This is a genomic window from Paenibacillus sp. FSL R10-2734 (assembly GCF_037963865.1).
Taxonomy (GTDB): Bacteria; Bacillota; Bacilli; order Paenibacillales; family Paenibacillaceae; genus Paenibacillus_AQ.
This window is the reverse complement of the sequence record NZ_CP150170.1, coordinates 4358312-4372131: the sequence shown is the minus strand read 5'-3', so window position 1 is coordinate 4372131 and position 13820 is coordinate 4358312. Positions and strand designations below refer to the sequence as shown.

Sequence of the window (13820 nt, the reverse complement as noted above, 5' to 3'; positions counted from 1 at the left end):
ACAAAAGGGGATGGTGAAATCATGGCAAAAATAACAGGAGTAGAATGTATCCGCACCAGACACGATGGAAGCTGGACCATTGTGAAAGTAACGACCGATCAGGATGGATTGTATGGAATTGGTTCCGCATCAGATTTATACAATCCTGAGGCTGTAGTTCAAGTGGTTGAACAACTACTTGCACCACTACTGAAAGGTCGTGATCCGGCTAATATTGAAGACCTCTGGCATCTTATGCATATGAGTGGGTATTGGAGAAACGGCTCGATTCTAAACACGGCGATAGGTGGTATTGATATGGCCTTGTGGGATATCAAAGGCAAAGAAGCAAACCTGCCAGTCTATCAGCTTCTGGGAGGTGCCTGTCGTTCGGCGGTCCCTTGTTATGGCCATGCTGGTGGCGCTAATATCACAGAGCTCAAGGAAGATGTCTATAAATTCATAGAAGAAGGATACACAGTGATCCGTGTCCAGATGGGAGGATATGGAGGCGGTGGTTTTGTTAGCGGGAAGGAAGTGAAGCTCCCCGTCCATCCTTGGAGTAGTGGTCCTGTATTTGACGAGCATGCTTATCTAAATGCCATTCCTGACATGTTCGAGAAGCTTCGTGTGGAATTTGGATCAGGTGTCCAGTTCACGCATGATGTTCATGAGCATCTCTCGCCTATACATGCGATTCAACTCTCAAAACGCCTAGAGCCATACGGGCTTTTCTACTTAGAGGACGCACTTGCACCAGAACAGATTGGCTGGTACCGTCAGCTTCGGCAGCAGAGTGCAACACCGCAGGCCGTAGGTGAGTTATTCGTGAACCCGCAGGAATGGACAGGGCTTATGCAGGAGAAGCTGATTGATTTTATTCGAGTAAGAGTCTCCAAGTCAGGGGGCATCAGCGCATGTCGTAAAATAGCCGCATTGGGTGAAATCTACGGTGTTCGCACAGCTTGGCAAGAAGGTGGAGAAAATGATCCTGTTAACCAGGCAGCTGCAGTACATTTGGATATGGCAGTCTGGAATTTCGGCATCCAGGAAATTAATCATTTCAAACAGGAGGAGTTAGAAGCTTTTCCAGGACATGTAGTCAGACAAGGTGGGTACCTGTACCCCACTGACAAACCGGGCTTAGGTATTGATATCGATGAAGTGCAGGCTAAATCTCTTCTCAGGGAACAATGGAATTCTAGTTCATATCACCGGCCTTATCCTCTAGACCGCAAAGCAGATGGAACATTGGTACGCCCTTAGATTACAGCAAGAAATTAACCACAGATAAAGGAGGTATATTGAAATGAACACTATTGCCGTTACAGGTGGAGGGGGCAAACTCGGCTCTAAAGTGATCGGGATGCTCCAAGAACAGAATTATAAAGTTGTGTCTTTAGATAATCACCTATCAGACCGAATTCGTTGCAAGCAGATTAAAGTCGATCTGAATGATTTCGGGCAAGTGATAGGATCGCTTGAAGGCGTAGATGCTATCGTACATTTGGCTGCTATACCAGCGCCGATTCATTATCCACACTCTTATATTTATGCGAATAATACAGTGGCTGGGTATCATGTGCTGGAAGCGGCTTCCCTCTTGGGTATTCGAAAAGTGATAATGGGCTCAAGTGAGTCTTCCTACGGATTTGCTTGGGCTCCACAACCATTCTCACCGCACTATTTTCCTGTAGACGAAGAGCATCCACAGCTACCTCAAGAATGTTATGGTCTCTCCAAGGTTGTCAACGAGCTGACTGCCGAAATGTTTCACCGGAGAAACAGTATGCAGGTGACATCACTACGTTTCTCAATGATTACTGGGCCGGGGGATTACCGGCATTTAGCGATAGCAAAACCGGAGACGTTCAAACATATTTTGTGGAGCTATATTGATATTCGGGACGCAGTGAATGCTTGCATGGCCGCTCTCCATGCTGAACTTAATGGTGCCATTCACCTGAACATCACTGGAGATGATACATTAAGTGATCGAACTACGGAAGAGCTGCTGAAGAGCTTTTACCCTGAAGTAGGTGACTTGCGTAAGACATTCCAAGATAGGGAGGCAATTGTCAGTAATGCTCAGGCGAAAAAGCTCCTGTCTTGGCAACCTAAGCATTCGTGGTCAAATACAGAATTAGAGTAGCGTCCCATCAAATAAGCATACTTCAGGAGGTTTTATCATGACTATCAACAAACGAGATGTATTAGTCGAATCTAAAAAGAGCACATCCTTGAACCCTGTAATCACATCCATATATACAGCAGACCCATCAGCCCATGTCTGGAATGATGGTAAGATTTATATTTACGCATCTCATGATATGGATCCAGCTAGAGGCTGTGATCTTATGGACAAATATCACGTATTTTCCTCACAAGATATGGTGAATTGGTTGGATGAAGGTGAAATTCTTAGCTCGGACGATGTTTCTTGGGGTAGACCTGAGGGCGGTTTCATGTGGGCTCCAGATTGTGCGTACAAGAACGGAACCTACTATTTCTATTATCCTCATCCGAGTGACTCGAATTGGAATGATTCGTGGAAAATTGGGGTAGCGACTAGCAAGAAGCCAGCAAGTGATTTTACTGATCAGGGATATATTCCGGGTCTTGGCGGGTTCGCTTTGATCGATCCATGTGTGATAGTGGATGAAGATGATCGCGCTTATATGTATTACGGCGGGGGTAGCACATGCCTTGGTGGGGAACTGTGTGAGGATATGCTGTCTCTGAAGAACGGGATGACTCAAATGGAGGGACTAGAAGATTTTCATGAAGCAGCCTGGGTATTTAAAAGAAAAGGTCTTTACTATCTTACGTATGCGGATAACTTAGAAGATAACAATCGAATGAGATACGCAACTAGTGATAATCCGCTTGGCCCGTGGACATACAGAGGGATTTTTCTGGAGCCGACAGGCTGTTCGACAACTCACGGTTCAGTGGTGGAGTTCAAGGGCCAATGGTATTTGTTCTATCATAATCAGGCCATTTCTGGAGAAGGCAATCTGCGCAGCGTGTGTATCGATTACTTAGAGTTCAACGACGACGGTACGATTAAGACTGTTATTCAGACAAAAGAGGGCGTCTCATCGATTGGAGCTGCACCGGAAGTAAATCCTCAGCTTAAGGTGTATGCAGTAGGGGATTGTCTAGTTTTTGGAGGGTCAGAGATACAGATGCTAGAATCGGGTCAGAAGGTGGTTAGCCACTTACAAACAGAGGGTTCCTACGTTCTCTTCAATAATATTGATGGTGGGGAGGGCGGTAGAGCATCCATTGAACTTCATTATGCTACGAGTGAACGTCTAGCAAAAGTGAATCTATGTGTCAACGATAAGGATTACTCGCTCCTTAATGCTCTTTCTACTGGTGGGGAACAAGAGTTTAGTGGACGTACAAATATTACCGTCAATTTATTGCCAGGTGCTATCAATACACTGAAAATCACAGGTGGACATGGTGAAATCAGTCTAGAAAGTATCATTGTGAGTCCAATCTAGAACTGAAATGATCGTTCGCAAGCTGTGCGATATACCATCCTGGATAGAAAACAACTAGGGTTGGCTAAAAAATGATATCCGCGCTATGCGCGGTTTTTTTGTTTTACAATAAATAAAGATATCCTCTAGACCAATATTATTATATTAATAAAGTTAATTATTATATATATTCCAGTTTTCCAATGTACTATAATAATATAGATGAATTGTTAGGATGTTATTAAGGAAATGAAGATTTCAAGAAACAACCTATAGAATTGAACAACAGGAGGAAATAAATTGAGCACACACAATGTGGGAATTCCATTAGAAGGTTTTGCAGAATTTAGCCGGACAGTAGCCGCAGAAGGTGCGGTACTAGTGAAGAATGATAATCAGGTGCTTCCGCTTGCCAAAGGCGATAATGTTGCTATTTTTGGTAGATCCCAAGTGAATTATTATCGCAGTGGTACAGGTTCAGGTGGTAGTGTCCATGTAACTTATACGACTAATTTATTGGATGGTCTTCGCAGCAAGAAGAACTTTACAGTTAACGAAGAAGTGGCAGCTGTCTATGAAAAGTGGATTGAGCAGAATCCATTTGATAACGGTGGAGGCGCATGGGCTGCAGAACCTTGGCATCAGAAGGAAATGTCTTTGAGCGATGAATTGGTTTCCGAGGCTAGAAACAAATCGAATAAAGCCATCCTTGTAATTGGTCGCACGGCTGGAGAAGATCAGGATAATGCTGATGCACCGGGCAGCTACCAATTAACAAATGATGAAAAGGATATGCTGAAGCAGGTAACTACATATTTTGAGCAAACAATCGTTGTTCTGAATGTCTCGAATATTATTGACATGAACTGGATGAACGATGAAAGCTATAAAAATCCGATTTCGACTGTCATCTATTCATGGCAGGGTGGTATGGAAGGCGGAAATGCGATTGCAGATGTGCTGTCAGGAGAGGTAACTCCAAGCGGTAAACTGACGGATACAATCGCTTATTCCATCAATGATTATCCATCAACACAAAATTACGGCAATGAATTTACGAACTTGTATCAGGAAGATATCTATGTGGGATATCGTTATTTTGAGACATTTTGCCCAGACAAGGTTCAATTTGAATTTGGTTACGGGTTATCATATACAACCTTTAGTATCGAGCCAGAAGAAGCTAAATTGATTACCAAAGAAGGCGAGACTTTTATTGAAGTCGACGTAACCGTTACCAATACAGGAACTACCTTTGCTGGTAAAGAGGTTGTTCAGGTTTATTATGAAGCTCCACAAGGTAAGCTTGGTAAACCAGCTAAAGCTCTGGTGTCATTCGGCAAGACAAAAGTTCTTGAACCGGGTGAAGCGCAGCGCCTTACCGTGAGTTTCTCAGTTCATTCGATGGCTTCTTATGATGATGCAGGTGTGACAGGACATGCTTCTGCCTATGTGCTCGAAGAAGGTACGTATCACTTGTATGTGGGAACCAGTGTTAAACAAGTAGAGAAAGTCAGCGTTGAAGGTAAAGACGGATACGTTGTAGAAGCCCTTCAAGTTGTGGAGCAGTTGCAAGAAGCTCTTGCACCTACTGAAGACTTTACGAGAATGATGCCAGGAGCTCGTAAAGCGGACGGTTCGTATGAAATTGTCTATGTAGAGGTTCCTAAGCGCAAGATTTCGTTAGCTGAGCGAATTGAAACTAATCTTCCAGAGACGATTTCACAAACAGGAAATCAAGGATATAAATTAAGAGACGTGTATGAACAGAAAGTTAGTATGGAAGCCTTTATTGCCCAGCTCAGTGATGAGGATTTGGCTGCAATTGTACGTGGCGAAGGCATGAGCAGTCCTTTAGTTACACCGGGCACAGCATCTGCATTTGGTGGCGTAAGTGACAGTTTATTTAATCTCGGAATTCCGGTTGCATGTACGGCTGATGGCCCTTCAGGAATTCGTATGGACAGCGGAGCTAAGGCGACTCAGGTTGCTATCGGAACGCTTCTTGCAGCTACTTGGAATGCGGAATTGGTAGAAGAGCTTTATGTTATGGAAGGTCAAGAGTTGTTAAGAAATAACGTGGATTCCTTGCTTGGACCTGGCCTTAATATCCGACGCAGTCCGCTTAATGGACGTAACTTTGAGTATTTTTCAGAAGATCCGTTGATCTCTGGTGTGTTTGCCGCTGCATGTACTCGCGGTATTTTGAAAGGCGGATCTACCGCTACGATGAAGCATTTCGCTTGTAACAATCAGGAGAAAAATCGTAGTAAGGTAAACGCCGTGGTATCTGAACGTGCGCTTCGTGAGATTTATTTGAAAGGCTTTGAAATCGCGGTGAAACAGGGCGGTTCGAATTCTATAATGACCTCCTACAATCCAGTTAACGGACATTGGGCGGCTTCTAATTATGATTTGAACACCACTATTCTTCGTGGGGAGTGGGGCTTTAAAGGCATCGTAATGACTGACTGGTGGGCGATCATGAATGATGTTGTTAATGGTGGACCCGCTGACCGGAAATTTACAAACTGGATGGTTCGTGCACAAAACGACCTCTATATGGTTGTAGCTAACTATGGTGCAGAAATTAACGGATGGAATGACAATACGATTGAGTCTTTGGAAAATGGTACATTAACTCGGGGCGAGCTTCAACGTTCTGCCATTAACATTTGTGAGTTTATCATGAATGCACCTGTATTCTCGAGAAAACAGGAAATTGTAGAAACGGTTGAGTCCTTCAAAGCTAATCCTTCACTTACAGTAGAACAAGCTCAATCTCTATCACAGAATCCACAGGTTAAACCTGTCGTAGAAGGATCAACTAGCTTTAAAGTAGAACAGGCTGGTCAATACCGGATTCTAGTGCATATCATGTCAACGGAACCTGAGCTGGCTCAAAGTGCTTGTAATGTGACTGTGAATGATCAATTGATGACAACTATTCAAACGAATGGTACGGAAGGTCAATGGATCAGACAAAAGCTAGTGAAGGTTGAACTTGAAGCAGGTCTTTATGAAATGAAATTGGAGTTCATCAAGCCAGGTTTGCAGATCGATTGGATCGAGTTTAATAAAATCGATTAAGTGATTTGTGTTAATGTTGAATAGATCGTTAATATTATTCATTTCTAAAAACCGCGATATTTTCGCGGTTTTTTTGTTGTGCTTATTGTTGCTGAGAACCGATAGCAATCACTGCTCATAGGGTAAGATCACGTCATTAACGCTGTGAATGAATTCCGTAAAGCCTTTGTATTCTGGTGGTGTGCATTGGTGTGTCGGGCTTTTTTGCAGGATAAATACTACTTTGCAAAATACTTGTCTGCATGTGCTTGAGTTTGTTCGAATAAGTTAGAAAGTAGGACCAGGACAAACCATAGATGGAGATGCGTAGAAATGGGGATGCGTAAACAAAGCTTTATTCGTGGCACGTTCATTTTAACCGTTTCGTCATTTTTTACAAAAGGGCTCGGATTTTTGAACGGCGTCTTACTGGCACGTTTCCTGGGAGCAGAAGGGGTAGGGCTGCTTATGATTGCTCATCCACTTTTGCCCTTGTTTATTACGCTGACAGAACTGGGGCTTCCTGTTGCGATTTCAAAGCTTGTCTCAGAAGCCGAGGTTAAGCAGGATGAAGCGCGAGTAAAGCGAATTCTCAGAGTATCCTTAAGCATTACGGGTACGTTGAGTATTATACTAACTTTAGTGGCTCTATTTGGTTCCAAATGGATCGCCTCGGTTTTTTTAGCCGATCAGCGGGCGTATTATGCTATGGTCGCTATTACGCCGATCATTCCAATTATTGCGATGTCAGCTGTACTGAAAGGTTATTTTCGTGGAAAGCAGAACATGAACCCGCTGGCCTTTTCCGATATTATTGAGAATTTGGCGCAAATCATTGTCATTATCGGTGTTGTCAACGTTTTGTTGCCCTATGGTATTGCCTATGCAGCTGCAGGCGCTATGGCGGCATCCGTTATCGGCGAAGGTTTTGGTTTGCTTTATTTGTTTGCTGTCTTCAAATGGGCAAATCGAGGGAAGATCAAAACCTCCCCACCGCCTAGATCAAATATTTCACCCAAAGGGGACAGTACGTTGAGAGATCTGCTGCGCATCGGGTTACCGATGACTGGCAGCGGTTTTATTCATTCAATCTACCATGCGTTTCTCCCACTGCTTATAACGAAAAGTCTAGTACTGTTTGGTGTGGGTGTGGAGATGGCGACCAAGCAATTCGGACTTTTGGCGGGATATGCTCTCCCAATGTTGTTTCTCCCCAGCTTCTTCACACAATCGTTGTCAACTGCATTAATACCGGCGATCAGCGAAGCAAGTGTGAGCAACAATAGCAAACTTATGCATAGTCGGATGGATATGGCTATGCGATCCGCGCTTATTGTAGGTCTCCCGTGTACAATCATCCTGTACTTATGGGCTGTACCATTAACGACTATGATCTATCATTCGCCAGAAGCGGGCGAACTGCTAAGGTTGATTGCCCCCTTATTTTTTCTTTATTATTTTGGAGCGCCACTACAAGCGATTCTGCTTGGTCTGGGGAAAGCCTCAACCGTCATGTGGAACCATATTTTTACGAATATTTTTGAAGTCATTGCGATCTTTGTTCTCGGTTCAAATATTGGAATCGAAGGGGTTGCTATGGGGTTTGGACTCGGGCTCTTGCTGCTGACACTGCTGAATTTTTTATCTGTGGCGGGAACGATCGGATTTTATTTTGACTTTCGCATTGTATTCAAGGTGGGCGTGGGAGGAATTGTCATGACGATATGCGGGATGACGGCTCACGGTATTTTGGAACGAATGGACCTGGGGCAGATCATTGAACTGTCCGGAGCGCTATTCGTTTCGTTAATCACCTACGCAGCAACATTGCAGGTAACCCATGCTTTTGAAAGGACACCGAAACCGCCAACGATAACGCCTGTTTCTTGAATGGGGATATTGGCTGGAGTGTTAGCCTATTAGTAAATTATATAGGAGCTGATCCAAACAGCAGTTGTCATTGATTAGCTATTTTAAATGCGTGAAATTGCTAGCGGACACAGTTGACGTTAAAAGGGACTTTAACCCCTATTTGGAAGTTTAACGGACCCCATCGCCGCTATTGGCATGAGAAATACCAATTTTGACCCTCTTTTTAAGGAATAGCTGCACTGGAGTCCGTAACCAAACGCAAAAGGGTAAAAACAAGTAAATAGCGTCATCTGGGTCCGAAAAGCTCAGAGAATGATTATGAATGGGTAATTTAGCGGTAGGTGAAATAGATTAGAAACAGCTAACCATCGGCAAAAATACAGAGCAGTTATTCTTCGATAACGGATGATCGCTGCTCTGATTTTGCAGCAACAGCCACATTTCATGAAGGGCTTCGTTTGGGTGCGATTCAAGCTTTAATGAGACAGCTAAAAAATGAAGCAGTATAAAAATAGACATATGATCCGGTATTAACCTTGCCCATATTTCTTTCTATAATGACTCAGCGTGATCAGTGGCCAGATATACCGATAACTATGATAATTAGAATAAAAATTGCCGGGAAGGCCAGCGCCTGTCGGATAAGAGCTTTTCCAATCGACTTCGTGCATAGATGATATTAGTCTTTGAATTCCTCGATCTATCGCAGGTGTTGTCTCCGGATGAACCGCTATAAGGGCACCTAACGCCCATGCGGTTTGGGAAGGTGTACTCTCACCCAAAGGCACGTATCGCAATAACCGATCACTATGACAAGATTCCCCCCAACCACCATCCAAGTTCTGAATACTTAGGAGCCACTTCACTCCTTTTTGCAAAGTATCATGATCTATAGATAGACCAACTGCCTGTAGACCAGTTAAAGCAGCCCAAGTTCCATAGATGTAACAAACGCCCCATCTTCCGTACCATGAACCATCCTTCTCCTGATGTTGACTCAGCCATTTCGTTCCTCGCTCGATGAATTCGTGCCGTGTATCAAGCCCGGCAAAGTTCCCAAGATACTCCAAGGTACGCCCAGTAAGATCCGCCTCCGAGGGATCAATGGCCGCAGATTTAGCGCCATCGATTGCGAGCCATGTGAGCATTTCTTTATTGGTGTTTTTTTCAAAAGCCGGCCAGCCGCCGTCTTTATTCTGCATCGATAACACCCAATTCAGTCCACGATTCCAAGACTCCAGATAGGTCGGAAGGGTCATCGATAAACTACGAATGGCTCGTAAAGCTGCGGTCGTGTCATCCACATCCGGATTAATCGTATTAGATTCTGAGAATCCCCATCCCCCGGGAGCCGTATTCGGATTATGAATGCTCCAATCAGCAGTTTTAGTCTGCTGTCTGGACAGCAGATACGAAGCCGCACGTTTAATTGCGAGATGATCATCGGGAATTTGTGCTTCCTGCAAAGCATAGGTGATTAGAGCCGTATCCCATATCGTAGATGGAGAGTTTTGAATGGTTGTTTTACCTTTCGAACGGCATTGCATCCCGGTAAGCCCATCTACGGCATTCTTAATCAGAGGATGCTGCTGATCATAGTCCAGAGCTAGCAGGGCATACACCATAAGAATTGTACTAGTTGCGTAACTATACAGGGTCCCATCGGATTCAATCCGCTGGAGCATGAACTGTTCTGCTTTGGTTCGGGCGACTTCGTGAATGTAACGAGGACTCCCTAGAAGTCTGTTTAGGCCAGATTGTATAACGTCCTGTAGCTCTTGATATCCACGAGAAGCAGGTTCATCTGCTTCAGTACGCGTGTATATGAGATCAGACAGATCAGGAGCATTAGCTGTTGAGATCGAGAAACGTCGATCAGCCATAATGAGCATAGGCGTGAGATGCACTCTTGAGTAGCCAGAGAACTCAAAATAATTAATCGGAAAGTAGGACGGGAACAATAGCACCTCTAATGGAATCGAAGAAATTGCCAAAGGCCATTTGCTTTGACCAGTAGCCGCAAGGATGACTCTAGTTAGGATGCTAGTAACTTTCCCAATTCCTCCTTTGGATTGAATATAATGCTTAGCGCGCAACATCGGCTCATCTGTCTCCTTACTATACCCAGAGTAGAGAAGGGCGTAGTAGGCTTCAACCGAGGTAGATAAGTTTCCTCTTTCTCATCTCTATACAATTGCCAGAACCCAGCTGGCTGTTGCTCAGCAAGAATACGATCATGTAGCTGTCGAATCAGGTCTTCATTTGGTACGTTTAATATCCGAAAGAGGATGATGACATAAGCATCGATAACGATCCCATTCTCAAAACAAAAATACCAAGATCCATCTTGCTGCTGTTGATTAATCAGGAATGCTGTTAAACGCTCGATCTCCTTATCTATTGTACTTAGTGTATGATTCATTCCTTTGGTACCTCCGAAGTCCTTTATTTTTAGCATTATATGATGGTAGGGAGGGCGAAATGAAAAAGGACTGCAAAGTTGCTTTATGCAACCTCACAGCCTATATACATTAGGTTAGGTATTTAACAATTTAGTTTTCAATAATAATACGATTCAGCGTAAGATTCACTGGGGCAGCAATCGTGTCACCCACTGGGCATTTGCTTTCTAAAAATTGTACGAATGCTTCGACCTTCTCAGCAGGCGAAGAGGTTTTTATGTAGAATGTATAACGAATATCGGAATAACCGGGACGAACTTCAGAACGGTTGAAGAATCCATCTAAGTCCAGATCACCTTCAACGTCTACTCTGAAATCTTCAAGCTCTACCTCGAATTTAGAGGCATAGACTCGAGCCACAATGGATTGGCAAGCGCCCAAAGAAGCAAGCAAAGCTTCGACAGGATTCATTCCTGTATCCGTTCCCCCAAGACTTTGTGGTTCGTCGATGACAAGTTCGAATTGTCTTGCTTTAGTAACGACCTTAACCCCATCTTGTAAATGGGCAGTTGCTTTGAAAGTTTGAACATTTGGCATGTGTTTACACTCCTTCTTCTGGACAACCCAAGTATGATTCGATAGTTCAGCGTTGCTTTATTTAATTCATAGTAATTTTCTAGGAATTGTATAGATTATAGTTCTATTCTTAATACCTTGTCAATACTTGATTAGTATAAATTGGATTCTTACATCTTCAAGAGTTTTATAGAAAATTAAGGGGAGGTAGATAGAGTGTCAAATGAAATTGAACGCTACTTGAACTATCCTATGGTTAAAATACCTGGGGGAGAAATAGAATTAAGAGACGATAGAATAAAAAGCAAATGGAAAGTTGAATTAAGACCGTTTCATCTTGCTCGATATCCTGTAACGATGGAGCTTTACAATGCTATAACTAATAAACCATCAAAATCACCTGAAGAAAATCATAAACCAGTAGTGAATATTTCTTGGTATGATGCTATTTCCTTTTGTAATCTGCTTTCACAGAAAGCTGGTTTGAAAGAAGCCTATATTATAAGCAAAGATGGAGAACACATTATTTGTGATTGGGGAGCGGGCGGTTATCGACTTCCTACGGAAGCTGAGTGGCAATATGCATGTAAAGCAGGGACTTCCGGTTATCAATATGGAGAGCTGGATAATATTGCTTGGTTTAATGAAAATTCAGATGGTGAACTTCATGAAGTAGGAACGAAGGAACCAAATGCATGGGGGCTTAATGATATGTTAGGGAATGTTTGGGAGTGGTGCTGGGATTTATATGATGAAAAAGTGTACGGGTCCTATCGAATTTTTCGAGGAGGCAGCTGGGCTGAAGAGGCCAGAGGCTGTGGGGCTACCTGTCGTCGTCGCAGTCATCCCACTTTCAGCGTGGATGATCTTGGATTCCGGCTAGCTCGATCTTTATATGAAACAGACATTAATTGAGCTCACGGAGCAAGTAGTTCTCAAGTGATAAATGCACGAAGCAAGAAACCTAATAACATGATCCAGAAAGTGAAAGTTTTCATCCAACTAGAAATGCACGTTCCGATCAAATTTCTGACCGTCCGATAATTAGACTTACTAAAGGAGGTACTTCTAGAATGAGAAAGTTTGTAGTTATCTCCGCAATAATTATTACTCTACTCATTCTTGGAATGTATACAGCACTTCAGTTTAAATATAATTCCCTTGAGAGAAGCTTAAAAGAACACTTGTTAACAGTAGAAGGGTACTCTGAATCTGATTTAGTGAGTATTAAAGCTAAGTTTGCTTCTATGCCTAAATTCCCTGTGTATGTAAGATTTACCGATGACCCTGACACTGAATACATTTTTACAGACAGAGATGCATCGGATTGGAAGCAACTAGACCCTAAGGAACCGCAAAGATTAAAGAAGGTTAATCATTAGTTGATATAAAACAAATAAATCCTGCTATGAAAAATAACTTGTTTCTCGCCAAGCTGACCGCACGCTGTGCGGTTTTTTCTTTGTGGACTCGCCCAATGAAAATGATACCTTGACAGAGTACATTCGTACGTATACATTTGTATACATAACCAAAACGTATACATATGTATACAAAGTGAAGGAGGAATAACTATGCGGGATGGACAATTCGGAAAACGTGGTCATAGAGAACATGGGGAGCATAAAGACCGTGGAGAGCATAGAGATCGAGAGCACATGAGTAGACATGGGATGGATTCTATGGATGGCCCCCCAAAAAGTGCTCAAACTTTTCGTCGTGGCAGAGCTCTAGCATTTTTGGAAAAGCTTAATGTGAATCGAGCAACTTTACAGCGACAGCTGCAAGCACCGGAGCTGGATTCGATCAAGCAAGTGATTAGCGGTGAATTGAAAGCAACGGAAGCGATTATTGAAGAGTTTATCCATATTTTTCAGATTCATGAAGTAACGCCTGAAGATAAGACTGCTAGCGATAATAAAAAAGAGGAGAATGATCAAAAAAATGAAAACCATTGATCTTATTAAAACCCGTAGAAGTGTTAAGCAATTTAAAGCCGATTCGATTCATGAAGATGAGTTATTTAAATGGCTGGAAGCAGCTAGTTATGCTCCTAATCATCGAATGAATGAACCTTGGGAGCTTTTGTTCATCGGACCAGATACTAGAGCAAAATTAAAGCATAAGACGGATTTTGGAAGTGCTCCTGTCGTTCTTGCAGTCTTATCCAAACCTGGTGCAACAGCGTTCGAACGTGATGAGAATGTTATGGCTGCCGCTTGCTTCGCACAGAACTTCTTATTAGCCGCACATGAAGCGGGGGTTGGAGCATATTGGGCTTCTTTAGGTGCTTTGCCTCATAATCGTGAAATTCTGGGTGTCCCGCAAGATTACGATGTGATTGGAGTATTTGGCATTGGCTATCCGGAGGAAGTTCCAAATGCTAAGCCGAGAACACCGATGAAGTCAAAAATCACATATTTATCTTAAA

At 43.1% G+C, this 13820-nt stretch carries 10 protein-coding genes and 1 pseudogene; 9 read left to right on the top strand and 2 right to left on the bottom strand.

Annotation, left to right across the window (positions count from 1 at the left end; all coding sequences use genetic code 11):
* The first annotated feature begins 21 nt into the window (after positions 1-21).
* The 5 genes from NSS67_RS18935 (at position 22) to spoVB (ending at position 8429) form a co-directional block, all read left to right on the top strand.
* On the top strand, positions 22-1245 hold the full coding sequence (locus NSS67_RS18935; RefSeq protein ID WP_339315135.1) for an enolase C-terminal domain-like protein: 1224 nt from the start codon (positions 22-24) through the stop codon (positions 1243-1245).
* Between the two features lie 43 nt (positions 1246-1288).
* Positions 1289-2131: an NAD(P)-dependent oxidoreductase gene (locus tag NSS67_RS18930; protein ID WP_339315134.1), complete on the top strand. Its 843-nt coding sequence runs from the start codon at positions 1289-1291 to the stop codon at positions 2129-2131.
* 37 nt (positions 2132-2168) lie between these two features.
* Positions 2169-3491: a family 43 glycosylhydrolase gene (locus NSS67_RS18925; RefSeq protein WP_339315133.1), complete on the top strand. Its 1323-nt coding sequence runs from the start codon at positions 2169-2171 to the stop codon at positions 3489-3491.
* 279 nt (positions 3492-3770) lie between these two features.
* Entirely contained in the window at positions 3771-6560 is a 2790-nt protein-coding gene (locus NSS67_RS18920) for a glycoside hydrolase family 3 C-terminal domain-containing protein (protein WP_339315132.1), read from the top strand.
* A gap of 312 nt (positions 6561-6872) precedes the next feature.
* Complete coding sequence (gene spoVB / locus NSS67_RS18915; RefSeq protein ID WP_339315131.1) at positions 6873-8429, top strand: stage V sporulation protein B; 1557 nt, start codon at positions 6873-6875, stop codon at positions 8427-8429.
* Positions 8430-8941: 512 nt separating this feature from the next.
* Here the strand turns inward: spoVB and shc are convergent.
* Together shc and NSS67_RS18905 are read right to left on the bottom strand one after the other, a co-directional pair.
* Positions 8942-10833 (bottom strand): annotated as a pseudogene (shc, locus tag NSS67_RS18910) (squalene--hopene cyclase).
* 130 nt (positions 10834-10963) lie between these two features.
* Positions 10964-11410, bottom strand: coding sequence for an OsmC family protein (locus NSS67_RS18905; protein WP_339315130.1), 447 nt, complete (start codon positions 11408-11410; stop codon positions 10964-10966).
* A 231-nt stretch (positions 11411-11641) separates the two neighbouring features.
* Here NSS67_RS18905 and NSS67_RS18900 point away from each other — a divergent pair, with 231 nt between their 5' ends.
* The 4 genes from NSS67_RS18900 to NSS67_RS18885 all read left to right on the top strand — a co-directional run bounded on the left by NSS67_RS18900 (position 11642) and on the right by NSS67_RS18885 (position 13819).
* A complete protein-coding gene (locus tag NSS67_RS18900) occupies positions 11642-12304 on the top strand; it encodes an SUMF1/EgtB/PvdO family nonheme iron enzyme (protein ID WP_339320636.1) in 663 nt (220 codons plus the stop codon).
* 158 nt (positions 12305-12462) lie between these two features.
* Positions 12463-12771, top strand: a complete 309-nt coding sequence (locus NSS67_RS18895; RefSeq protein ID WP_339315129.1) for a DUF3139 domain-containing protein — start codon at positions 12463-12465, stop codon at positions 12769-12771.
* Positions 12772-12963: 192 nt separating this feature from the next.
* Positions 12964-13347: a hypothetical protein gene (locus NSS67_RS18890; RefSeq protein ID WP_339315128.1), complete on the top strand. Its 384-nt coding sequence runs from the start codon at positions 12964-12966 to the stop codon at positions 13345-13347.
* On the top strand, positions 13334-13819 hold the full coding sequence (locus tag NSS67_RS18885) for a nitroreductase (RefSeq protein WP_339315127.1): 486 nt from the start codon (positions 13334-13336) through the stop codon (positions 13817-13819). Before NSS67_RS18890 ends, NSS67_RS18885 begins: the two co-directional genes overlap by 14 nt.
* Position 13820: the final 1 nt, after the last annotated feature.